We start from the raw sequence: 23,874 nt of genomic DNA on the forward strand, positions 1-23,874 counted from the left end.
CCCGCGGAGCGGGTTGGAACACGCTGCGCGTGTCCAAGCGAAACCGCCGGGCTTCGCCCGGCGGGCCTGGGTCCGCTTCGCTCCCCCAGGAGCAACCTCCGCTTCGCTGCGGTTGTGTGACGGAGTGTTCGTTGCCGGCCTACTTCGGCCGGCCGTCAACGAACCGGACTGCTTCGCAGTCCGGTTGGGCAGGTCCGCTTCGCTCCCCCGCCTGAGGCTTTCCGGCTTCGCCTTCAAGCCTGGCCCGCTGTGCGGGCGGCTGGCTACGGAGCGGGAGCTGCTGGGGGTTGGATGTCCGCCTCCGCTTGTACTCGGATGGGGGCTGTTCTTCCGAGCTCGCACGGTGTAGGTGGTGCCCCTGCCATAGTGGGGTGGAAGTCCTGCTCCTGCGGCAGGGTGCAATCAAAATGGGAACGGATAAAGTCCACGCTGAGCGGGTAGTGCCTCTACCGGGTGCCCCGGGGTGAGAGGTGATGTGCTGTGTCGACTCGGTGGACGCTTCGTCCTCATCAGGTCGAGGCTGTTGACGCGGTCGTGCGGGCCTTGGAGCACGTTCCTGATGGAGGGTCATCGGGTGAGGTAAGGGCCCAGGTTGTCGCTGCCACCGGTACAGGAAAGAGCCTGATCGCTGTGCATGCGGCACGGGCTCTGCGGGCGCAGCGGGTTCTGGTGCTGGTTCCCACGCTCGGGCTGTTGGCTCAGACGGTGTCGGTGTGGCGTGAGGCGGGGCGGCGGGGTCCGATGTTCGGTGCCTGCTCGTTGTCGGGTGAGGATGCGCAGATTCTTCAGTGCACCACCGATGAGGCGGAGTTGGTGGGGTGGGTTTCGGGCCTGGAGTTGGTGACGGTCTTTGCCACCTATGCCTCGCTGGGGCTGGGGGTCCTGGAGCGGAGTCATCGCGCGGGGCTGGGTGCGTGGGACCTCGTGGTGGTGGATGAGGCGCACCGGACGTCGGGGGCGTTGGGGAAGGCGTGGGCGGGGGTTCATGACGATGGCCGGGTGCCGGCGCTGCGTCGGTTGTACATGACGGCTACGCCACGGTTGTGGGAGGTGGCGGATCGGGAGGGGCCGGAGGGTGGTGAGCTGGTTGCGTCGATGGATGACGAGACTGTGTTCGGTCCGGTGGTGTATCGGCTGTCGTTGTCGGAGGCGATTGAGCGGGGGCTGATCGCTCGTTACCAGGTGGTGTGTGTCGACATCACGGATCCTGGGCTGTCCGTGGTCGAGTTGGCGGGGGGCGCTGGTCGAACGGCGCAGGTCCGGGGGGTGCGGCTGGCGGCTTTGCAGACGGCGGTGCTGAAGGCTGCTGCGGAGCGGCGGTTGAGGCGTCTGCTGACGTTTCATTTCCGCACGAGTGAGGCCGAGGCGTTCTCCAGCGGTCTTGGCGCGGTGGCGAAGGAGTTGCACGAGAGCGATCCGGGTCTTTACCCGGGTGCTGATGGGGTGTGGGCTGACTGGCTGTGCGGGGAGCACAAGCCGGTGCACCGGGGTCTGGTGCTGGAGAAGTTCGCGTCGGAGCCGGAGGTTGATCCAGGGGCGGCGTGGGTGCGGGTGCTGTCGTCGGTGCGGGTGCTGGGTGAGGGGGTGGATACCAAGGAGTGCGATGCGGTCGTCTTCGCGGACGTGCGGGGGTCGGCGATCGACATCGTCCAGGCGGTGGGGCGGGCGCTTCGGATGCAGCCGGGCGAGGGCAAGGTGGCTTCCCTGGTGGTTCCTGTCTTCCTCGGACCGGGTGAGCAGCCTGACGAGATGCTGCTCTCGCGGGCCTACGGGGAGCTGGTGAAGGTTCTCACGGCTCTTCGGGCGCATGACGCCCAGGCCGTGGAGCAGCTGGCTGCTCCACAGGTGGCCGGCGGTGAATCGGCCGGTGGGGTGGTGGAGGGGGCGGGCGGGGTGAGCAAGGCTGCTGCGGAGCTCTTGTCGTTTTCCCGGCCTCGGGATCCGGCGCAGTTGGCGGCGTTCATCAGTCTGCGGGTTTTGCAGCCGGAGACGCAGTTCTGGCGGCGGGGTCTGGCGGCCGCGCTCGCCTACCGCAGTGATTGTGGTGACCTGGCGGTGCCGTATGAGTACCGGACTCCGGACGGGTTCGCTCTGGGGGTGTGGGTCGCCCGGCAGCGCAGCGCGCGCACGCGTGGGGAGCTGAGCCAGGAGCGGGTGGGGCAGCTGGAGGAACTCGGCATGATCTGGTCGCATGCCGAGGTCGCGTTCGCTGAGGGGCTGTCGGCAGCACGGGGGTGGGCCCAGGAGCACGGGCACCTGCTGGCGTCGGCTGATGCCATGTGGGAGGGCTACGCGGTGGGGGTGTGGCTGAAGAACCAGCGGGCGGCCGCAAGGCAGGGCAAGAGTGGGCAGGGGGCGAGTGGGCTGAGTGCGACTCGGCGCCGGGCCCTGGAGAGCATCGACCCGTCCTGGTGCCCTTCCTGGTCGGTGGCCTGGCAGCGGTGTTTCCACCTCGCCCGGCTGCACGTACAGGGAGGACAGGTGCTGCCTGAGGAGCCGGGGTGCCTGGTAGTTCAGGGCGAGGACCTGGGGCAGTGGGCCGGCGGGCAGCGGCGTCAGTGGGACACCCTCGGGGCGGCGCAGCGATGGCTGCTGCAGGAAGCACTCGGGCTCGGGCCCCTGCAGGCCGGTGAGCGGGGCGTGGCGGCGCCGCGGCGTACACGGGCGCAGGTGTGGGCGTCGAACCTGGCTGCCGCCCGCCAGTACCAGCAGCGGGAGGGGCATCTGGAAGTGCCCCACCGGCATATCGAGAAGCTCGACGGGGCCGAGCACGCGCTGGGGGTGTTCATCGCCAACAGCCGCTCCCGCCGAACGCGGCTCGCTCCCGAGCGGGTCGAGGAACTGTCCGAGCTCGGAATGCGATGGGGGTGATGTCCGCGCAAGCAAGCAGGTGGGCCGGTCAAAGAGTCCTCGTGCGAGTACGACAAGAGCCTCCCGTTAGCTGCGGTGGGATCACCAGAGCATGCTGCGCGACACATCCTGCAGCTGTACGCGGAACACGAAAAGCCGGGGAGACCAAACTCGCCGCGCTGCGCTCCTACCGACGGGCCCCCGGACACCTCGCACCCCGGCAGGACGCCGTGTGGGGCAAGGGCGAGACGATGGTGCCCATCGGCCAGCACATGGCCGATCTCCCCCCGCAAAGACGGTCGCGGAAAGGACGCGGAGCAGGCTCGGGCGCGCAGCAGCTGGCCATGATCGACCCGGGCTGGAACTGCCCCTGGCCACTGGACTGGCAACGCCACGATCGCGAACAGCGGCGGAGGTCTGGGCGCCCGTGGCTGCGGTGGGAAGAACGGCGATGGCCTGTCCGCCGAGCGCCGGAATTCGGACATGCTTGGCGGTTCAGCGCCGGAGGTGGAGCGCCATCAGAAGACTGGTGAGAATGTCAGTCTGCCGCGATGGGGGATGTGGAGCTGTGGCACAGCAGCGCAAGGGGTACTACCGGGCACGGCACTACGTGCAGCCGTCGTCGGCTTCTGCCAGTCGGTGGAAGAAACCGTCCACCGGCGTCATCCTGGTAGCCGGTCTTCTGGTGATCGCTGGGTGGAACACGCTGTTCGGGAGCGACTCCGGCGACGCGGGGCAGAACCCTCAGCCCCGTCCCTCCGGGGCTTCTGCCCCGGCTGATCCCGGCCGGTGACTGCGGCCACGCCATAGGTCGGAGAACCTCCGCCGTGTCTTCCCGTGTTCTGCGGTGCCGACCTGGGGCGTGGCGACGCACGTCTCTTGTGTCTCGGTGGCGTTGTGGCGCAGTTTCTGCCAGGTTCCGTGCCATTGCTGGATCTGGTCGTCGGGGACACTGCATGCGGCCAGGTAGACGGCCGTGGTGTTCCAGGTGGCGGGAAGTGTGTCGCGGTTGGTCAGCCTGCTGATGGTGCCCGGGGAGATGCGCCCGGCGGAGCGGCGGCTGACTTCCTGCTGGGTCAGTCCGCTGGCTTCCCGGACCGCCGCGAGGTTCGTAAGGAAGCCGGTGGTCGTGCGGATCGAGGTCGGGTCGGGCCACAGCCGGTGCTCCGGCTCTACGCCAGCTTCGGCAGTGACGGGTGTGGTGGGAAGGTCTGCGTGGTTGCGTCCCAGCGCCACTCGGGCCCCGGTGTTGCGATTCCTGGCCTGGGGAACAGGATGCGCCCGGGCTTCCAGGGTCAGGCGCAGGTGCCGGTAGATGGTCTCCAGGTCGAGCAGTGGCGGGCCGCCAGGAATGCCGTGGCGCAGCGTGTCGAGGAAGGCTCCGGTGAAAGCTGTGTGAGCGGCGCCGACCGGGGCCAGGGCGGTGCGGGTCTCGGCGGAGGCTGCGAGGAGGAAGGTGCCTTCCACTGCGGCCTGGTCGGCGAGGCCCTGGGATGCGCTCATCCGGCCGAGGGCGCGGCCGCTGTAGCAGCAGTCGAGGAGGACGATGTGCCGCTGTGCTCGGGAGCCCAGGAGGATCTGGCGCAGCCAGTCGTAGCTGAGGCTGGTCTCGACCCGGCCGGGCTGTGTGTGCGGCAGGGCCAGGGCGAGGGCGTCGTGGGGGTCGATAAGGCCGTGGCCGGCGTAGTAGACGATCAGCGTGTCGGTGGCATCAACAGCCGCCTGGCGCAGTGGATCCATCACAGTGGCTGGGTCGGACGGATTCTCGACGACGGTCACGTGTGGGGCGGGCATGCGCAGGGACAGTGGGCCGCTGAGGAGTGCGGCAAGGGCGGTCAGGTTGTTCGAGACGGCAGGCAGCTGTTCAAGGTGGTCGTAGCGGCTCGTGCCGATCAGTACCGCGCGTGAGGCTCCGGGGTCGGGCAGGACACTCACGTGTCCCGGTCCTCCTCCGCGGCAGAGTCCAGTGCTCTGGTCGCTCGTTCGATCTCCTCTGGTGAGCAGTCGGTGAGGACGATGACCGTGTCACCGCGGTGGATCTCCACCCGCGGTCGCTGCGGCCGGGTCTGCCGCCACGCCACCAGCGCCAACACGAACGAGGCCGCACTCCACCCGTTTCCTGTCACCAGCTGCAGCATGTCGAGCGCGGTGCCCATCTCCCCCGGCCGAGGAGCGCTCCCCCGCACGTCGGTCATAGCCGTCCTGCGCACGTCCAGGTCCGAACGAAGCCAGCTCTGCAACGAACGCAGTTCCCCCGCACCCGACTCCAGGTGCACCTCTAACCGCACTCATGCCTCCAGTAATCGGTTGGGCGCCGCCCCGCTGACGGCGTTCTGTCCCCATCGTCGTGCACCGGACCAGTGCCTTGCCTCGTACTCGCAAAAATCTCCCTTCATACCGCGGGCCGACACGAGCGGATGGGGAGGCTGCTGGCACCGGGGAGGGCGCCACTTGGCCGCTGCTGTGCCGGATGGCTGTGACTGCTGCCGGTCGTATGCCGATACCGGCAGCGGGTGGAGGGGACGGATCCTCGTCTCGCGTGGTGATCTGCGTGGCAGTACAGGGCGGGCGGTTGATGGCCCGGGGCGTGCGCTGGATCGGGTGGGCAACGTTCGTGTGTTGCCCACCCGATGCGGTGGCGTGAGGGGGTGCCCCGGCTCCCTGTGCGGGAGTGGCCCGTTGGATGTCTCGACGGTGCGGCCAGAGAATCCGAAGGAACCGCGATGGCAAGGGACTTCTTCTGTGAGCGGATCATGCTCACCTCGGACGGCGGTGTGCGGGAGTTCGATCTCGCCTACCCGGTGGTGTGTGTCTTCGGGCCGATCGACACAGGCAAGACCACGCTGGTCGACTGCATCAAGTACGCGCTCGGCCTGCCGGTGGCCTGGCGCGAGGTGCCGGAGAAGCGTCTGAAGACGGTAACGCTGTTCGTGCGGATCGAGGGGATGCGGATCGGGCTGCGCCGTTCCCTGGTCGCCGATACGAGGAGTGTCGAGCTGCTGGACGGGGCCGGCGGTTGGGTCGAGGAGATCCTCGATGTGGAGGCGCAGGAGGACAGCGACCGGCGCATCGTGGGCGAGGTGCTGCTGGATCTGCTCGGTCTCGCGGAAATGTTCGCGCCTCCCTCTGCCGTGGCGCTTCTGGGGGCCGGGGCCCGGCTGACGTTCGAGCAGCTGTACGCGATGTGCTACCTCACCCAGGATCTGGTGGACGGCAGCGAGTCGGTGAGGGGCAAGGCGAATACGGCCCAGTCCTACCGGACCATCGTCGAGCTGTTGCTGGGGCTGACCGACGGGCCGATGCGGGTGCTGACGGCCCGGAAGGACGAGCTGACCCGTACCCTCGGTGAGCTGCGCAAGCGGGCGGGCACGATCAGTGAGTTCTTGACCGGCAGCGCCGCAGATCTCGAAGCGGAACTGGCGCGCTGCCAGGGCGAGGAGCGGGATGCTCTGCGGTCGCTGGAGGAGTTCAAGGGCCGGATGCGGGCCGCCACCGCGCACGCGGATCCCTTGCGGCGCCGTGTGCAGGAGCTCGAGCAGGTCCTGGAGCGGTGCCGCCGGGCGATCGCCGACGCCGAGCACGCCCTCGTCCGGGAGCGCCGGCAGGTTCAGCGCCTGACGGAGCAGCGGCACCACGGCCCCCGGCCGCTCTCCCCCTGCCCGGTGTGTACTGCGGATTTGAGCGTGCGGCCAGTTCCTGCCGGGGACTGCCCGTTGTGTCTGAGCGAGCTGGACCCCGATGCGCTGGCGCGGGCCCTGCAGGCTGCGCAGGCGGTGCTCGCTGCGGCGGAGCAGAACGCGGTTGAGCGGGCCAAGGCTCTGGGTAAGGCGCAGACGGCGTGGGAGCAGGCGAGGGCCGAGCTCGATGAGCGGACGCGGGAGGACATCAGCCCGCTGGCTGCGCAGATCGAGCTGCTGGCTGCGGCCCACGCGACGGCCCGCACGAGGACGACGATGCTGGAGCGGGAGCTGGATCCGCACCGCCGGCTGGCCGAGCTGTACCGGGCCGTCCAGACCGCTGAGGAGGAGCTGAAGGGGGTGCGGGAGGAGGTCCGTACGCGTAAGAACCTGCTGGCTGGCAGACGGGTCACGCTCGGGGAGTTCGAGGAGCACTTCGCCGGGCTCATCGATGCGGTCGGCCTGCCCAATGCCCCTGGGGCCCGGATCAATCACAGCTCGCTGCTTCCGCAGGTGAGGGCTGGGAACCTCACCAAGGTCGGACACGGTGTACGTACCGCAATCAATGTGGTGTACCGGATGGCGTTCCTCAGCTACGCGCTGGTGACCGGGGTGACCGATCTGCCGTCGCTGCTGATCATCGACTCGCCCCGCAAGAACGTCGGGTTCGGGCAGGACGATCAGGAACTCATCGGCCGGCTGTACGCGCACTTCCTTGACCACATCGCGGGTGTCCGTAGCGGTGCGACCCGTACCCGGCCGCACCAGATCATCATCGTCGACAACGACCTGCCGAAACTCCCCAAGCGACTGCTGGATCAGATGCACACCATCGAGCTGAGCCGGGAGGATCTCCTCGTTCCCTGAGCGGCTGGATGTCGACAGCGACGAGCGAGGCATTCGTGGATGCCTCGCTTCGCGGTGTGTCCGCCTTGGGTCAAGCGTCGGTGGCGTTGCTGGTCGCCCACGGCACCTTTGCGCTCTCGCCCACGTATCTGTGGCCGGCGGCCAGGCTCGTGTAGGCGCCCTGGTAGCCGAGCGATTCCAGGATGAGCAGGGTGAGGTAGTGGCGGGTGAGTAGCCAGGTCTCGGTCACGGCGCCCTTGAAACGGTAGACATCGTCCTCGGCGCCGGTGGGGTGTACGAGCTTGTTGCGCACCCAGGTGACCAAGTCCGCGCCGTCCATGTTCGCGCCGTGGTCGCGTTTCCGTGCTGCGGCAAGCTCGGCAAGTGCGGGCAGATGTTCCGGATCGATCGTGAGGGGGATCGAGGCGCTTTGCAGGGCTCGGCGCAGCAGCTTGTGGGCAGGCATGCGGCCGTACTCGGCGCATGTCATGTTCCCGGACAGGACGAATCGTTGCCACAGGGTGTGCTCGAGGCCGGCGGCGCCGACCATGATGCGTTGTTCGACGAAGCCTTCGTCGCGGGTGGTGGAGACGGCGTAGGTCAGTTGCCGGTTGACGCGTGCGGCGTAGGCGGGGTCGCTGCAAGCGGATACGAGACGGGTGACCAGCGTGCGCAGCGCTTCGCTGTCCCAGTGCGTCCACCATCCTGAGGAGATTGCCTTCGCCGGGTCGCAGAGTCGAGCGGCCCACTCCTCCCAGCGGATGTGGTCCTGTTCGCCGAGGCCGACGGGCAACATGGGAGCCACCCAGCGGCCCAGGGCAAACGAGAAGCCCATATGCAGGGCCTGGAGGATGGGCTGGGCCTGGTCTGCGGTGAACACCGAGCCGTCCGTACGGCTGAGCTCCATGACGTGGGTGATGGCGTAGACGTGGGTTTGATGCAGGTCTTTCCAGATGCTGCGGTGGTCGGGCCGGATGTCCAGTGTGATCTTCCAGCCGCCGGTCTCGTGTGACCACCGGCCGCGGTGGGTCGTGTGTTCGGCGCCTTCGGTGCGGGTCGTGAGGTCGTGCTGGCCGCGTAGCGCGGGGAGGTTGACCCAGTGGGCGATGAGGCGCTGCAGGGGCGCCTGGGAGTCTCCCAGGGATGCGCCGTTGCTCCAGCCTTCCTGGTGGTTACAGTGCTGGGCCGGTAGTTCTGCGGTGCCGTAGGGGCGGGCGATGCGAAGGGTCGTGTCGTCGGGGAGCGGGTCGAATGTGTGGTCGGTTTGAGGCAGTCGCCAGACCAGGCCAGGTTTCGGAGTGAACCGGAGCTCGACGATGCCCGGCGTCTCGGGGCCTTCAGAGCGGCCGACAGGCCCGTCGTACAAGACGACGGGCGCGCCGGGGGTGTTGAAGGCGTACACACCTTCAACGGGTGCCGTCGGGTGGTTACGAGCGGAGGGCGCCATCTGTCCTCGGATTCTTGGGGCTGCCGTTCATGTGTTCAGGCCGTAGCGGGTCGCCGTCGTCTTGGCGTGCCTTGGGGAAGCACCGGGTGACCGCCTCGGTGGCGGAGTGGTCGGGCGGACCCTGTTCTGGTTGCGGGGTGATGCGGGCAGGAGTGTCAGCGGATGCCGGCCGCGTGTTTGAAGGCTGCCGTCCGTTCCTTCTCGGCGGCCGTCTTGGTGTGGCCGTGCAGTGAGGTGCGAAGTGCGTTTGCCACGTGGCGTGCTGGCCGGACGGCTTGGCCTATCGCGGTGGCGCTGTCGGCTGTCGCGGTGCGCAGGACGGGAGCGAGGTCCCCGGCGAGGCTGGCGGGGGCTGTGCCCGGGCTGGTGGTGAGAAGGCCTGCGATCAGTGAGCTGGCGCGTTGAATGCTGGTCTGGTCGTTGTGGACTGCGCGGATGAGCACGTCCCACAGGGGTGTTGGGTCGGGGCATCCGCAGGCAGTGCGTACGGCAAGGGTTTCATCCCAGTCGCGGCCTGAGATGGCGTCGTCCAGGTAGGTGGCGATGGCTTGGGATGCCTGAGGGTGCGTGGCGATCAGTGCGAGGAAGGGCAAGAGTGTTTCTTCTGTGCAGGCCTTGCCGAGTGCGATGACGAGCACATCTTGAGAGGCTTCGTTCGCGCGGTCGGCAAGCTGAGAGCAGCGCCCGCGCGCGGACGCGAGGAGAGAGGTCTGTTCCTCGGTGCCGATCTTGTCCCACAGGTGCGCGGCGACGTGCCAGGCCTCGGTGTCCTCGGTTGCCAGGAGGTGCTGCAGGAGCAGGGGCGGCAGACCGCTCTGGGGGAGGTCTTGTCGGCAGGCCGCCGCCATGGTGAGGGTTCGTTCTTCGTCAGGGATGCCGGCCCAGTGCTGTGCCATCCAGGTGAGCCATTGGACATTGACGATCGGATCTGCCGCGTAGTGCGCGGCGAAGGCGACATTGGGGACTGGCTGTGTGCTCATCCGCCCGTAGAGGTGCTGCATGATCTGTCCAAGCCGAGCGGTGCGGGTGTCACCGTCTCGCATGAGGACATGGAGGGCGGAGAAGGTGTCGGCCTGAAGGTGGATGTGATGCTGGCCGAGGCGTGGGAGGAACTGGTCGACCAAGCTGGGGCCGGCTTGGCGGCCGGCGGGGGTAGTGGCGACGGCAGGCAGGTGCCTGCGGGCGAAGGCTCCTCGCGCGTCGTCATCGGCCAGGGAGGTGGTCAGCACGGTCAGGCAGGCGTCAGCGGCCTTGTGGGCTTCGCTGTTGTCGGTCTCGACTCGCATGAAGGTGATGAGTGCTTGGGCCAGGGCGTCAGACAGCGGTTCATCGCTGGGGTCGACTGTCGCCAGGTTCCCGGCCATGGTGCTGACGCAAGAGATCGCGTCGTCCTGCAGCAGGTCGGGCACGATCCGCACCGCTGCGTCGGCCATCTGGACACTGGTGTGTGCGCTCTGAGCGACGGCATCGGCGACCAGAGCGCTGACCTGCTGCCCTGAGGGAGCGGTGTGGTCGCCGAGGTCTCGCAGCCAGCCATGGATCTGGTCGGCTGTTCGGGCGGCGCGATCCGCATCGTCGTCGTCGGTGAGGAAGACGGCCGCGTGCTGGATCAGTTCGGTTGCGACGGTGGAGCCGAAGGCGGCGTCCTGCTGCATCGCTTCGCCCCATCCGTCGGCTGGAATGTCCCTGTCGAGGAGGAGGTCCATTGCGTGAGAGCGCAGTTCGTCGTTCTCGGTGGACAGCCATGTCACGGCACCCAGCATGAGCGGCCTGGTCCACTGATGGTGCCCGGCTGCATGTTCGACGATCCTGCGGACGTCAGCTGCCGGGGTGTTCTCGGAGATCCTGGCGGTCATGCCCATCAGTGCGCGGAAGGCCTGCGCAGGCCACAGGGCGCGTTGAACATCGGTCGCTTCGTCGTAGGAGACGATCCATGCCCAGAGTTGCTCGCGGTCCCCGTTGTGGGTGAGCGCTGTGAAGTAGCGGGTGAGGGCGGGCCGTAGTGCGCGGGCGTGTTCCTCGGACGGAAGGTTCATCAAGGCCTGTGCCCACGCGAAGGACGGCTGATCCTGCTCGGCGGTGAGCACGGAGTCTCGCGGAGGGGGGCTGCCGAGGGTGTTGTAAAGGGAGGGAAGGTGTGCGCTGGGAACCAGGTCCAGAATCTCTGCGAGGTGGTGAGCTGGGACTGGGGTGGTGGCTTCCTGGCGTCGGCTGGCGATGCGGTCGGTCAGGCTGAGCAGGGCCCGGCCGGTGGTGTCGGTGTCGTGGTCAAGGTGTTGGGCAAGGTCGGGGGTCTGTGCCAGCGCCTGCACGGTGGCGGCCAGGGTGTTGTCGAGGTCGAGGCCAGGCCGTGCCGTCTGTAGCGCCTCGGCCGCAGCCTGTAGGACCCGTTCGCGCATGCCTTGGGCTTGCAGACGGTCGCGGAGGGCGTCGCTGTCTCGCTGGAGGAGTTCACGCTGGACCTCTGCGGCGCCTTCGCTGCCCAGGGCTCGGCTGGCGGGGGTAGAACCGAGGGTGAGTAGAGGCACGAGATGGGTGGGGCGGCGCAGGCGTGCCTTGGCCGCGGTCGTTCTCAGGTAGACCAGGCCGGGGTGCGATGTGGTGTCGAGCCGAGGCGTGTCGTCGTTGTGGAGGGCCTGCGCTTCGTCGTCGGTGTCCGGCTTGACGGTGTACGGCGCGACGAGGGGGTCGTAGAGCGTGCGGGTTGTGCCGAGCAGGGCGTCGTCGAGGAGTGTGAGGAGTTCGTTCTCGCGGCGAATGGCGTCATAGAGGGTGCGGTAGTCGTTCCGGAGCACCGTAAGACGAGCCAGGGCGATGGGGTAGCCGGTTACCTCGCCAACAGCAATCCAGGTGGTCTGGTTGCCATCCGGCTGTTCCCGCCTCAGTGCAAGGCCGTAGTCGGTCAAGAAGCTGTTGAGGAGACGGATCGCGTGGCGGGGGTCGCGTACCCCGGGGTGAATGAGGGTTTCGAGAACGTCGCGGACCGCTGAGATGCCTCCGAGCCGGTCAATGAGTTCATGCGGAGTGGGTTCGGTGATCAGGTGCTGGATGTACTGCCTAAGGTCCGATTCGTGGTGGGCTGGCAGGGTGAGCCGGACAGTGAACAGCTTGTTCAGGTACTCCTGGGCGGCTTCCTCTGTGGCTTTGCGCTCGGAGGCTTTGCTGGGGTTCTTGCCGGTGTGGGGTGGGACTGCGGGGGCGTGGGCCAGCCCAGGGCGGACGCCGACGATGGCTTCGCGGACGATGTCTTCGTCGCAGGACAGCAGGAACACGGGCGGGTGGGCACGCTGGGTCCCCGTCAGCAGAAGGCTGCGCACAGTGGCAAGCGCTTCGAGGACCTCGGCCGCGGCCAGGCGGTCGATGTCATCGATGGCGATGACGAGACGTCGGTCGATGCTGTCGATCAGTCTGGAGAAGACCTGCTCGAGGTCGTCGGAGGATTCTGGGCGCGGTGTGGTGAGTGTGATCTCGTACTTCTTCAGCGTTGAAGGGCACCGTCCTTGGCGGCTGCCAGGACGCATGCCACGACGGCTGCCCCTGACAGTGATGTGGTCAGCGGTCTCGCACCAGGGGAAGCGAACCAGGTCCACACCGGCACGCTGGCCCCGCGGCCGACGGCGTGGCCGATGAGAACCGCAACGGCGCCAAGGGCCCAGAGTGCGATCAGGCACCCGAGGATCCAAGTGAACGCGGCACCGATTGCTTTCGCGTGACTCTTCCGGCTGGCTTTGCCCGGGATGTCGGACGTGGGGTTCGGGCGGGGTACTGCCCGCTGTCGCCCGGCGTCCAGACACGCTCGTCCGGACTCCCACTGTTCCTTCTTGATGAGCTTCTTGCCCAAGGCTTCGTCCAGGACTCCGTACAGCAAGCCTCGGGCACGAGCGGTACCGGTGTGGCGCTCGGCGCTGAGGTGGAGGACTGCCCATTCCCTGTCGCCTTGCAGTTCGGCGTCCAGGAGCCGCACGACGGAGGACTTGCCGCTGCCGAACGGGCCCAGCAGCCCGACGGCCAGGGGCTGCCGGCTTCCCCTGACGATGGTGAGGAGCTCCCGCGCGACGGATTGGTGGTCAAAGCGGTCCTGCTTATGCGATGTGATCGCGCAGTCCTCAATGATCCACGGACGCTGTGGTGCCATATCGTGTCGCTCCGCTCCAAGCCCGGTCCAAAAGGGTGAACGGATGATACGAGCCGGCGCTGACAATCACAGGGGCACAAGCTGAGAAGAGCAGGTCCTGCAGGGCCGGATCCCGGCTCCGCACGTCCGGCAGCCAGCTTCAGGCTTCTAACGTCAGTCCACTCCACCGCACTCTGAGTCTCGGCCCGCCTGCTCACATGCCCGGCCTAGCGGTTCCCTCCCTTCTCCCTCTCCGGGCAGCACCGCCAGAGCCCCCCCCTGGGCAGTCTGGCTCAGCCCAGGACAAGCGTCGTGTCGGCTGTCTGCCGATTCGATACGTTGCCAGCATGGACGAGCGCTCTGACCACAGTCTCCGTTTCCTCCCGGCGCCCGAGCTGGCCAACGAGTCTGCCTTCTCTGTCACGTTGACCGACCTTGGCGAACCGGGCGTCCGCGCCTTGGGCCTGTTGCGATCGGCAGAAAGGCTGCTGACAGATGAGCAGGAATGGGAGCGGCGGAGTGAGATCGTGATCTCTTGCTGCCGCGGCGCGGTGGAGGGTCTGCTGAAGCTCGCTGGCGCGGAGTCGGAGTTCGCTGGCACGGGGAGTACGGGGCGGGAGCTCTCCGCCAGACTCAAGGAGCTATTGAAAGCCCACAGACCCTCCGGGGTGTTGGAGGGGCTGGAGGCCGAGCTCGACACAATGGGTAGCCTCCCGTCCGAACTCACCTCGGACGATGCTCTGTTCATCAAGCTGAGAGCCGTGGTGGCGGCACGTAGCCGGTACAGGGCCCCGGTGGCGAACCCGTCAGCCGTGTTCGAAGCACGGGCTGCTCTGGCAGCTGAGGTCGATGCCCTGGATGCTCTTCCGGACCGGCTGTCCGAAGGCGACGCGGTCTTCGTCAGACTCCGTGAACTGTTCGAAGCCCGCAAGGCCCATGAGACCTTCCTACGGGGGAACGATCTGGCCGCCGAGTTCGAGGCGGTCGAAGAGGCATTCGCCGCGTTCACGTACGAGCAGGCCAACGCCTGGGAGTTCCGGGCGCGGAAGGTCAGCAAGCTGGTGCGCAACAGACTCGCAGGGAACCGGGCGCTGTCGAACTCCAGGCAATCAAGGCATGGTCGGACTTCTACCAGGACGCGAATGTGACGGTGCATGGCGAGTCCGCCGACGTCGAGCTTGCCTCCTCGACGTTGCGCAAGATCATCGCAGCTGTCGAGCAGCTGTTCGTAGACCTTCCAGCCCGTGCACCGCGGCTACGCGAACTCGTCAGCCTCACCCAGCCCACCCAGGAAGAGGTCGACGAAGTCTCAAGGATCACCGGCCCAAGAGCCAACCGCTACTTCTTCGAGAAGGCGACCAGCGCGGCATGGCTCGACCTGCTCCCGAAAGAAAGGGTGCGGCCGGAGAGCAACAGGTGGACCGCTGCTCCTTATTTCGAACGTCTCGCGGCTGAGGACCCCGAGCGCGTGCTGGCATGGCTTGATGCCGAACTCGACGAGATCACGAAGCTGGGTCCTGCCGCTACAGCGCAGACCGTACGCCTGGCCCGGGTGGTCGGCGCCGCCGCGAGTACGTTCGTACTGCGGCTTGTGAAGACCAGCGAGTCCGAGGGCTTGCTGCTCGACATCCACTACTGGGCTGTCGAGGTACCCGCGGAGGAACGGAACGGACAGTGGGTCAACGTGGTCACCCGCGTTCTGAAGAGCGCCGCAGCCACCAGATGGCTGGATCCCTGGGAGGCGCAACAAGCTCTGGAGCATCTCAAGGCGGCCGGGGCCCGGGCTGAGGACGGCGGGCCGGAGATCTCGGTGGCGAAGGGAGTACGCCAGGGCCTGGCGGAGGTGATGGCGACTGCCTTGCATTCTCCCGACGGTGCCAGCGAAATCGAGGTTGAGAACGACCTCCGGTCGGTTGGCACCACGCACCCAGGCGAATCGCTGGTGCGGTTGATCGCACGAGCATGCTTGGACTTCGCGGAGTACGAGGCGAGATACGGACTTGGTCTCGATGTCCGTACAGGACAGTGGTCCCACCGGCTTCCCGCAGGGCCAGTGCTCGACCGGCTGGTCGCGGTGCACCTCCTGGAGGTCCCGCCGGGGAACGATTCGGACGCCTGGTGGAAGGCGGCGCTCGACGTCATGTCACGGCTTGGCGCCTTGCCGAGGACGACGGCAGACCTCTCGGACTTCCTGCGCGCGGTGGACAACGCCTGCTCCGAGGCTCAATCGCTTCACGCGGAGGCAGCCTTGGCAAATGGTCTCGGCGCCCCGCCGGACGCGGCTGGTCTAGAAACCGGCCTCCAGGCGATCGAAGATCGCAAACCGCTGCCCTCGGTCCGGACATGGTTCATGGTGTGGTCGCTCTCGCCTGTCCTGCCAGCGTCGGTCCTCGCGCCCTGGCAGCCCGTCCTGGACCTCTTCGTCGAGCGGTTCGGCACTCCTCCGGACCGGCCCGCACCACGGTGGGAGGTCGTCTCGGTGAAGCGGGTCCCCGAGGACGGATTCGCCGAGCTGTCCGCCGCAGCTGGTTCCGGGGGAGCCGTCGCCGCCGCTCGCATGCTCGTCTCGGAGGCAGGTTCGGACGACACCGATGGTGAGCGGGACGATGAAGGCGTCCTGCTGTCCACCCTGGTCAGCCAGGCTCCTGAGACCTGGATGGCCGACCCGGAGCAGATTTCGGCCGAGCTTTCGGATCTCGGCCTGCAGGCCGCCTACTTCGCCGCCCTGGAGAACCAGATCACCACCGGCCGGGCGTCCGCCGATCCTGAGGCCATCCGCCGCACGGTTCTCGCCCTGTGGGGCCTCATCCCTGTCGCGGATTCCCTTGCGACAAACACCGAAGCAGCCCAGCGCCTTGAGCGCAGCTTCTGCCGTCTTCTCTATACCTTCTGGTCCCGCGACCTCGATCTCGGCGAGACCGCGGCTGAGGTCGCCGTCTGGCTCGACGGCACCGTGGCAGCGTGGACCGCTCCCACTCAATCGACGGCCGACCCTGCTGGCGTAATGTCGAATTCTGTCGGGGGCCTCGCGCTCCTTGCCTTGATCCGTTGGGGTAGCCACCGTTCCTGTCGTGAAGGCGCGCCTCCCATGGAGATGACCACACGCCTCGACGCCATCCTCGACGCCGCCCCCGACGACCGAGCACTCGCCGCCATCGGGTGGGACCTCACAGCGCTCCACCGCCATGCCCAGCCTTGGTTTTCCGAGCATCGCGCCGAGCTTCTCAGCCTCGACGAGACGTGGCGGCCCGCTCGCACCTGGCTCCGGCACCGGCCGGTCGACGTGGATGTGGTCGGCCAGATCGATCCCGCCCAGCTGCAGGCTCTCCTGTGCCTCCCCGGCGTCGACCAGGAAGCCTCTCGGTGCGCGCACGCCTTCCTCACTGCCCCGGACGTCTTCGGACCGATCGAAGGCTTCGTATCGGCCTTGGCTCAGCGGGACGCCGGACCAGCTGCGGTTTCCCGCCTGCTCTCTCGGACAGCGAGGATTCTGCCCAAGGACAGCAGCGGGGAAGACCTGATCGAGCACGCGCTCCGCTTTTGGCGGGCCGCGCTCGCCCTGGAGGTACCGGAAAGCAACGCTCACAGGCGCCTTTTCCTTCGCCACGGGCCTGGACGACCGAACATGGCTGGAACTGACCCGGCGCACAGTGGAGCAGACTCCACTCGTTGAAGTGCCGGACCACGTCGCCCGGCGGGCCGCCCGGTACCCGGAGTCGACAGACGCTCGCGCGATCCTGACAGGTCTTCTGCCACTGTGTGACGGCGCCGTGTCCTCGGACCTGGCCCCGTATCGCGGCAACGAGATCGTACGAAACGCGTTCTCCATGTGGCGGGCCGGTGCTCCCGGCAGCGTGGGACGAAAGGCACTGGGCGAGGCTCTCACCCGCCATGGTGGCATCGTCGATGCCGCCATCGATGAGTAGACCAACAATGGAACACGTCACCCAAACCGACCGGCTCTGACTTGCAGCAGATCGGTACTTCATTGATCACCAGCGCTCTACTGCGCCGAGCAGAGCGCACAGTCGCGGTGGTCACTCTGTAGCCCGCGAGACGCTTCGACGACCCGCGGGTAGAGAGCGAAGATCAGCGACGAGGTGCCCCTGCGGCAACAAGCCTGCCACTGCGACACCTAACTTGCTGAGGATCGGTACCGAGTCCTGGGCCGGTGTGGGCTAGAGGCCGAACTCGATGTGCTGGACGTCGAACAGACGCACTTCCTCCAGGCTCCCGGCCCGCGTCCCATGGTTTTGGAAGTAGGTCTCCTTGAGTCCTTCGGCTGCGATCTGCTGGAGCTGGTTCTCAGACGCGCCCTGCTCCTGCGCGGTGAACAGACGCTCGGCGAAGCGCGGTGGCAGCGCTACGGTGAGGTGACGTTCGCGGGCCTCGTCCGTGCTGCCGATGGGCGCGCTGTAGCCGAGGCGGCCCTGGACGTCGATGACGAGGCCGCTGCTCGTGCCGGCCGCTTTCTTCGCCTGCGCCTTTACGCGGGGCTGCCACCGCTTTTTCACCTCGCCGGACAGCCGGCTAGCGAGGTCCGGGCGCGGTTTCTTGAGCTGGTTCTTGATGTACCGCTCGACGGTGCGCTGGGAGATCCCGAGGGCCTGGGCGGCGGCCTTGGTTCCTTTCAGCTGCTTGACCAGGTAGCGCATCTGTGCGCCCGCGCTCTTGGGCGCTGGGCGTGTGACGGCCTGCTCCAGTGCGTTGTCGAGTCCCTCGCCGACCGACTTGGTCATCTTTGATGCCCCTACTCCCCTGTATCGGCGCTGGTGACATCGCCGGTCTTGATGTAGCGGGCCAGGTTCAGCTCCGGGGCCTGGACGCGCTCGCGGAGCTCTTCGGCCCACAGGGTCGTCTGAGTGCCTTCGTGCTTGACCATTCCGGGTGACACTCCGAGCCGGAACGACCCGGGTACCGTCTTACCCGCGTCGTCGTAGGGCAGGACGTCGAGTGGTGAGGGTCCGTCGGCGGCGTAGACGGCGCAGTCGGACAGCACAGCGACCGGGTAGCGGCCGGTAGCGGCAGCAAGTGCCACCATCTTGCGGTGCATGCCGATCCGGGCACGGGAGATCACGACGGCGCGGATGTCCGGGCGCCACGTCGGGCGGGTGAGAGCCGGCCAGGGCTGCCCGGGCCGCCAGCCTCCGCCGCGTGCCTTCTCCTGGAACTTGCCGATGCCGTTCTTCACCGTCGACTTGATCGCGTCCAGGACGATCGCCGTCTGCGGGTCGCGCTGCTTGTAGCCGTCCATCGCGGCGAGCAGTTCCGGTGGTGTCAGGTTTTCGGTGACGCCGAGGTCGGCCATCGTCGACACATAGGCATCGCGTAGCCGCTTGTACCAGCCGTCGAGGTAGCGGCCCGGTTCCGGGCGGATGAAGGCTTCAGTGGGGGCGACGTCGTAGCCGAGTTCGGCGGCGTAGGCGACGGTCGGTGTCGCGTACCAGGCGGGCCCATCGGGGCACTGTCCGGTCGGGGTGAACGGGCTGGGCAGCAGATCGCCGTCGAGGGTGTGCCACTGCTTGCCGACCTTCACCTGGGACAGGTCGACGTGCGAGAGGTCGACCAGCCACGAGCCCGGCGTCTTCGCGTCGAAATCCGGGTTGGTGACGTGGACGGGCGGGGTGGCGAGGCCGACGATCGCGCCGTTGGCGCTGGCGGCGAAGGCCATGTTCACGTCGATGCCGACGAGATGGCGTCGCATGCACTCCTCGTCGGTGAGCGGGCGCGCCCAGTCGTATGCCTCCTCGAGGAGTTTCTCTGCTGGGGTGCGGATGTGGAAGCGGGGCAGGTGGGCGAGGACGGGGTGGCCATCGGTCGCCTCGCACGGCGGTGGTTCCATCGGTTCCTTGCCCAGGGAGCCGGGGTTGTGTTCGCTGTGCCGCTTACCTGTCTCGTCCGGGGCGGAGGCTCGGGTGGGCGGGTGCAGGGCAGTCATCAGCTCCAGACCGGTGACGGCGGTGGATCCTCGTGGGGTGAGGACCCGGGTGGCGTACGTACCGAGAACGGAGGCGAGTTCGGCCGGCGGCAGGTCTGCAGCGTGGCCCCAGCTGCGGGTGTCGAGCGCGTTCCAGGACGGGATGCACAGCTGGACACAGGAACGGCGGCCGCCCTGCGCGGGGCGGTAGATCCGTGCCCAGGGGCCGAGACCACGCTTCGTCAGCTGCCACTGCGCCCGGGTCAACTGGGCAATTGCCTTGTGCGTATCCGGTAGCCGCGCCGCGAGACGCTCCTCGTCGGTCAGCTCGGCGGGCAGGCCGAAGCGCTCGAGCGCGGCCCGGGTCAGGACGAGCAGCGGGTCGGCGTCCTTGCCCGAACCGTTCAGCCGCTCCGCACCCAACTGCGCCTCCACCAGCGTCCACTCCACCAGCGAAGGCAGGGTCTTCGCGGGCACGTCCAAGACCAGACCACCCACGCAGTACGCGAGGACCTGGCCCCCATCACCGACGTCGACAACGGCCAGCGGCCCATTCACGAACCGCGGGTCGATGGCCGCGGCTGGGGGCGGAGTGCTCGCCCAGGCGGCATTCCGCGCGCCCGGGCGCCGCAATGCCGTCGGACCAGCGGCGGCCGCCGGGCTGGGTGCTGCCTCAAGCCCCGGGGGCTCCTCGGCCGCCGGAGCGGGAGGCTCTGGGCACGCAGCCGGGGCCGTGAACGTCTCCGGCGCCGGGGCGGGATACTTCTGCGCCCACCCCTCCAGCAGACGCTGATACGGCGCGCGGCGCGGGGGCCGCGGCTCACTCCGGCCCGCCTCCCAGTTCTTCACCGTCTGCGTAGTCGTTCCCAGAACCTGCGCGAGTCGCGCCTGCGTGATCCCGGCCGCCTCACGCAGCCGCGCCCGCTCCGCCGGGGATGGCATCTGAGGTTCCCCCGCCAGCAACGCATCCACGGCATCGAACAGCTCATCCTGAGTCGGCATACCTCAGAACCTAGCAGATTTACCTGCAGATTTATCCTTTAATTTATTCTCTTCCGGGCGATCCCGCGGGTTCGCTGGTCGCTGGCCAGGCCCGCCCGGCGACGCCCACGCCCCGTGGGGTCCACCGCATCTCGAGGGCCTCGGGCACTGGACGCTGCCGGTGAGCCAGAGCCGAGAGGCACTTGGCCCCTGCTCCGGCGGCACTCCGGTCATCAGCTGTGATCTCGGCCTTGATCACGCTCTGGCGGTCACGATGGTCGGTCATGAGCCGTTCAACGGTGCCGGTTCTGAGTAGCGGGTGCTACCGGCCATCCCAGGGCGCGGGAATCACCACAGCGCTGCACTCAGGAAGACGAGCACAACAAGCGACACGAGTCGTCTTCAGGCTCAGCTGCGGGGACGGTTCGGCATGCCCTCGGGCGGGCTTGATCGCAGGCCACGTGCCGGTCAGCGGATCCAGCGGAAGTCGAGGGCTTCGAGTGCGTGGCGTTGTTCCTGGGTGAGCCGGAGCGGGTCGCGGCGTTTGTCGGCGATCCAGGAGGCGAGGTGCAGCCCGCTGTCGGGGCAGAGGTAGTCGTAGGGGACGTCGAGGTGCTGGTGGCTGCGCCAGAAGGCACGTGCTGCGCGCAGTCCTCTGGCGAAGGCCCATTGTGCATGGCCGCGGGGGCGGCGCAGGAGCAGGGCCAGGGGGTGGCGCAGCGGGAGGGCGCCGAGGAGTTCGTGCTGGCCGGGGTGGAGGGTGGGCAGAGCGTCGATCTGTTGGTCGAGCCAGCGCGTGAGGAAGGTTTTCGTCGGTGTCGGGGCGCAGGTCGGGGAAGGGGAGATTGCCGGCGCGGGCGGCGGTAAGGGCCTGGGCGTAGGTGTGGTGCCAGTGTTTGGGCCAGTGGGTGCTCCACCAGGGGTAGATCTCGTTCAGGGCGCGCTGGTAGCCGTAGGGCAGGGTGCGTTTGTTTGCTTCTCGGCGACGGTCTGCGATCCAGCGGCCCAGGCGGATGCCGCCGAAGGATTCTTCGAGGTGCGGGGCGAGGTGGCCGTGACGGGCTTTGTAGTCCCGGGCGATCTGCAGCTTGTACTCGATGCTGCTGCGGGGATGGGGCCAGACCATGCCGAGGATGTCGAGCTGTTCGATGCGTTCGGGCAGGAGCATGCGGTTGATGCGCAGGGAGCGCTGACGGCCGAGCCACCAGCCGAGGTAGAAGCGGTCGGGGCCGAGGTAGCGGCTGGGGACGTCGAGATGGCCGTAGGTGTCGAAGTAGCGCTGGGCACTTTCGAAGCCGATCTGCCATACCCGATTGGGTGCCCCGGTGGCCTGGAGGTCGAGCAAGGGGATGATCTCGTCGGCGCGTTCGGGCCGGGCGGCGACTCCCAGGTCCTCTTCGGAGTCGTTGGAGATAGCCCAGTCGACACGGTGGATGACGTGCTCGTCGTAGGTGCTCAGGGCGATGAGGACCTGGTAGAGGAGCCGGTATCGGGTTCCTTTGACTCCCTCCTCCAGCTCTTGTCCGGGTTCCATGAAGACGGGGACGACGATGGTGGAGGTCTTGTCGTCGCCGGGGTTCTGACGCAGCGCGCGGCCCACGGCCTGGGTGATGTCGAGGGAGCTCTGCTTGGAGTCGGCGAAGAGAATGGAGTCGGTGCTGGGGACGTCGATGCCCTCGCCCAGACAGCGGCAGTTGGTCAGGACCGCTCGGTGCGGGGCTGCGCCAGGGCTGGTGCTGTTGATGGGGACGGAGCCAAAATCCACGAGTGATCGTCGGCGGACCGGGGGCTCTGCTTAGCGTTGACGGTGCCGACGAGAAGAGGGGCCTGCATCTCGGGGGCATGAGTGCTGCTGTTTCGTGGAGGGTTTCGGCGAAGATGCCGGCGGAGGCGATGAGGCGGTGGAAGGTCAAGGTCCGCCGCAGGTCGTAGAGCTTCTGGGCGCGCAGCAGGGCGATCTGGGCGGCTGCCACGCGCAGGCCTTCGGCGCCGGCCGATGCGATGGAGGCGTATCTCAGGACGCGGTGCAATTCGGCGTCGCTGATCTCGACGGCGACGATGCGGTAGTCCGCCAGCAGACCCTGGTCGATCGCTTCGGCGAGGGAGATGCGGTAGACGACGGGGCCGTAGAGGCTGTGGTCGTCCATGGAGGCCACTTCGCAGCCGATCGCAACGTGTGAGCCAGATTCCTCGTCGAAGATACGCGGGGTGGCGGTCATGTAGAGACGGTGGCGGGCGGGCAGGACGTCGTTGTCGTGGATGACGCCCCACGCTTTATGCCGGTTGCCGGCGGTGCGGTGGGCTTCGTCGGCGATGACGATGTCCCAGCGCGGCAGGTGGTGACCGCGGTGAGCCCAGGCCAGCTTCTCCAACGACTGGTAAGTACAGAAGACGTTCACCGGGCCGTCGGTCAGGGAAGCGTGGCGGGCGAGTTCACCGGGATCGCGGACCATAGTGAGAATTCCGCGCAGCGAACGGACCTGGGTGCTGTCGCGCGAGCAGTAGCCCAGGTAGACCCCCTGGCGGCCTTCGCCCTGCCAGACGGCTGCCGTCTGCTCCAGGAGGTCCAGGGTGGGCATCACGACCAGCGCGTTGCCCCGGGGCGCGGTCTCCTGGACGGTGTTGAGAGCGACAAGAGTCTTCCCCGTTCCGGTGGCCATGACGACGCTCACGCGAGGTGCGCCATCGGTGAACTCGTGGACGCAGGCGTCAGCGGCGAGTGTCTGGTGGCCGCGTAGTGGTGTTCTCAGGCCGTTGCTCGTCAGCGTGGCCACGATGCCCTCCCGGCAGCGGATCGTCACGTTGCGGATCAAGGTTCAGACCCGTGCCATGAAGAGTGTTGCGGTGTTGCCGCCTTGTTCACCCGAAGGAGTTAAGGGCCCTTGACCAGGCTGTACGGCGGCTGGTGACGATAGAGCGCAGGCATGCGTGCGGGGTGGGCAGAGAAGAGGAACGGCGTGGTGCTGCAGTTTCCGGGGCTCTACGGTCCGCGTCAGCCTCTGCCGATGCGGGTCCTGCCTCTGCCTGGTGAGTCGACGGGGTCGTTCGTGAACCGGCTGGCTCATGCCAACGGGCTGGGACTTGCGGATTTCCTGCAGCGTGTGGGCCAGGGCACCGGGTCGTCGTCGGGCGATGCGGCGCGGGTGGCGAAGTACCCGCAGTGCACGGAGATGTATGTGAACGGGCCGGGGCTTGAGTATCTGGCCGTGCTGGCCGGCGAACCGGCGGCCCTGTTGCAGCGGGCACTGCCCGGGCTTGCGCCGCGCCGTAGGCTGCCGGGGAACGGGGACGCGGTGTGGAAATGGCCCTGGCAGCCGTCGGAGGGGCATCTCGTGCGCTGCTGCACGAGGTGTGCGGAGCTCCGGGGCGTCAGGGAGTCGGCCTGGTGGCTGGCGTCGGACAGCTGGCGGGTGTGCGCCCGGCACGGGCGGTGGTGTGACGACTCGAGGACGGAGCCGCTCGACGGGCTGTCCTTGAAGGAGGTCCCCGAGGTCGTCGACGCGCATCGGGAGCGTGCCCGACTGCAGAGGCAATTCGGCAGGTCGGGTGAGGAGCTGTTCGCCGACGCCTTCCAGGTGGCGGCGGACTGGTGGCGGACGATGCCCATGGTGCTGCGCTGGGTCCACCGGGCATGGGCGTGCGGGCTGGAGAACCGCAGTACCCGGGCGATGCCGCTGGTGATCTACCCGGAAGCGGCACAACTCGCTCAGCTGATGGTCGAGTTCGAGCAGTCGGACCTCCGCGACACCAAAGCCCGCTCCCGGTGGCTCGGCGAGGCCGAGGCACTGATGGGGGCGTGGGAGCTGGACGTGCAGGCAGGCAAAGGGCCGCTGTTGGACTGGCTGCACCGCCACCGGCTACCGGCTGACCCGGAAGCACAGCCGACCGGCCGGTCCAAGCGGGGACGATTGCCGCTTGCCGCGGGGCACCGCCGGCTCGCCTCGACGACTGGGCCGTTGGAACAGCGCTCATGCTTGTCGTGACCTCGCCCTTGGTCGCCTGCCCAAGGTGCGCCCCGCCTCCCCGGGGAACCGGCCCCACG

Annotated in this window: 14 protein-coding genes and 3 pseudogenes; 7 read left to right on the forward strand and 10 right to left on the reverse strand. The window is 67.8% G+C overall.

All coding sequences use genetic code 11. The annotated features are described in order from the left end of the window. Nucleotides 1-480 precede the first annotated feature (480 nt). Nucleotides 481-2,871 carry a DEAD/DEAH box helicase gene (locus A3Q37_RS14995; protein WP_079137801.1) on the forward strand — a complete coding sequence of 797 codons (2,391 nt, stop codon included), beginning with the start codon at nt 481-483 and terminating at the stop codon, nt 2,869-2,871. A gap of 131 nt (nt 2,872-3,002) precedes the next feature. Beyond that, nucleotides 3,003-3,245 (forward strand): annotated as a pseudogene (locus tag A3Q37_RS37785) (helicase); the annotation flags it as partial. A 349-nt stretch (nt 3,246-3,594) separates the two neighbouring features. Here the strand turns inward: A3Q37_RS37785 and A3Q37_RS15000 are convergent. Then, nucleotides 3,595-4,785, reverse strand: a complete 1,191-nt coding sequence (locus A3Q37_RS15000; RefSeq protein ID WP_065484166.1) for a caspase, EACC1-associated type — start codon at nt 4,783-4,785, stop codon at nt 3,595-3,597. Continuing rightward, on the reverse strand, nt 4,782-5,138 hold the full coding sequence (locus A3Q37_RS15005; RefSeq protein WP_065484169.1) for an effector-associated constant component EACC1: 357 nt from the start codon (nt 5,136-5,138) through the stop codon (nt 4,782-4,784). Before A3Q37_RS15005 ends, A3Q37_RS15000 begins: the two co-directional genes overlap by 4 nt. A gap of 435 nt (nt 5,139-5,573) precedes the next feature. Between A3Q37_RS15005 and A3Q37_RS15010 the strand changes: the two genes are divergently transcribed. Then, nucleotides 5,574-7,394 carry an AAA family ATPase gene (locus A3Q37_RS15010; RefSeq protein WP_065484174.1) on the forward strand — a complete coding sequence of 607 codons (1,821 nt, stop codon included), beginning with the start codon at nt 5,574-5,576 and terminating at the stop codon, nt 7,392-7,394. 70 nt (nt 7,395-7,464) lie between these two features. Here the strand turns inward: A3Q37_RS15010 and A3Q37_RS15015 are convergent, their stop codons facing one another. The 3 genes from A3Q37_RS15015 to A3Q37_RS36460 form a co-directional block, all read right to left on the reverse strand. Next, nucleotides 7,465-8,775, reverse strand: a complete 1,311-nt coding sequence (locus A3Q37_RS15015) for a hypothetical protein (protein WP_065484178.1) — start codon at nt 8,773-8,775, stop codon at nt 7,465-7,467. Between the two features lie 200 nt (nt 8,776-8,975). Beyond that, entirely contained in the window at nt 8,976-12,341 is a 3,366-nt protein-coding gene (locus A3Q37_RS15020) for a P-loop NTPase fold protein (RefSeq protein ID WP_065484185.1), read from the reverse strand. Further along, nucleotides 12,299-12,955 carry a P-loop NTPase fold protein gene (locus A3Q37_RS36460; RefSeq protein WP_065484191.1) on the reverse strand — a complete coding sequence of 219 codons (657 nt, stop codon included), beginning with the start codon at nt 12,953-12,955 and terminating at the stop codon, nt 12,299-12,301. The genes A3Q37_RS15020 and A3Q37_RS36460 overlap by 43 nt, the downstream gene beginning before the upstream one ends. Before the next feature lie 326 nt (nt 12,956-13,281). Here A3Q37_RS36460 and A3Q37_RS15030 point away from each other — a divergent pair, with 326 nt between their 5' ends. Both A3Q37_RS15030 and A3Q37_RS15035 read left to right on the forward strand, forming a co-directional pair. Further along, nucleotides 13,282-14,082 carry a hypothetical protein gene (locus A3Q37_RS15030; RefSeq protein ID WP_065484198.1) on the forward strand — a complete coding sequence of 267 codons (801 nt, stop codon included), beginning with the start codon at nt 13,282-13,284 and terminating at the stop codon, nt 14,080-14,082. Further along, on the forward strand, nt 14,079-16,607 hold the full coding sequence (locus A3Q37_RS15035) for a hypothetical protein (RefSeq protein WP_065484202.1): 2,529 nt from the start codon (nt 14,079-14,081) through the stop codon (nt 16,605-16,607). The genes A3Q37_RS15030 and A3Q37_RS15035 overlap by 4 nt, the downstream gene beginning before the upstream one ends. Nucleotides 16,608-17,112: 505 nt before the next feature. Here the strand turns inward: A3Q37_RS15035 and A3Q37_RS15045 are convergent. From A3Q37_RS15045 to A3Q37_RS37795, 4 genes and pseudogenes are all read right to left on the reverse strand, one after another. Next, a complete protein-coding gene (locus tag A3Q37_RS15045) occupies nt 17,113-17,673 on the reverse strand; it encodes a telomere-protecting terminal protein Tpg (protein WP_065484208.1) in 561 nt (186 codons plus the stop codon). A gap of 11 nt (nt 17,674-17,684) precedes the next feature. Further along, complete coding sequence (locus tag A3Q37_RS15050; protein ID WP_065484211.1) at nt 17,685-19,853, reverse strand: telomere-associated protein Tap; 2,169 nt, start codon at nt 19,851-19,853, stop codon at nt 17,685-17,687. Nucleotides 19,854-20,300: 447 nt separating this feature from the next. Continuing rightward, the gene (locus A3Q37_RS38345; RefSeq protein ID WP_369691455.1) at nt 20,301-20,678 is read right to left on the reverse strand and encodes a helicase associated domain-containing protein; all 378 of its coding nucleotides are present in this window, start codon (nt 20,676-20,678) and stop codon (nt 20,301-20,303) included. A 139-nt stretch (nt 20,679-20,817) separates the two neighbouring features. Continuing rightward, nucleotides 20,818-21,366 (reverse strand): annotated as a pseudogene (locus tag A3Q37_RS37795) (helicase associated domain-containing protein); the annotation flags it as partial. A 325-nt stretch (nt 21,367-21,691) separates the two neighbouring features. Between A3Q37_RS37795 and A3Q37_RS37800 the strand changes: the two are divergent. Beyond that, nucleotides 21,692-22,012: a hypothetical protein gene (locus tag A3Q37_RS37800; RefSeq protein ID WP_065484221.1), complete on the forward strand. Its 321-nt coding sequence runs from the start codon at nt 21,692-21,694 to the stop codon at nt 22,010-22,012. A gap of 81 nt (nt 22,013-22,093) precedes the next feature. Here A3Q37_RS37800 and A3Q37_RS37805 read toward each other — a convergent pair. Then, nucleotides 22,094-22,633: pseudogene (locus tag A3Q37_RS37805) on the reverse strand (DEAD/DEAH box helicase); the annotation flags it as partial. Between the two features lie 156 nt (nt 22,634-22,789). On the opposite strand from A3Q37_RS37805, the gene A3Q37_RS15075 reads away from it, so the two are divergent. Next, nucleotides 22,790-23,815, forward strand: a complete 1,026-nt coding sequence (locus A3Q37_RS15075) for a TniQ family protein (protein ID WP_176711419.1) — start codon at nt 22,790-22,792, stop codon at nt 23,813-23,815. Nucleotides 23,816-23,874: the final 59 nt, after the last annotated feature.

Source organism: Streptomyces sp. PTY087I2, assembly GCF_001687325.1.
GTDB lineage: Bacteria > Actinomycetota > Actinomycetes > Streptomycetales > Streptomycetaceae > Streptomyces.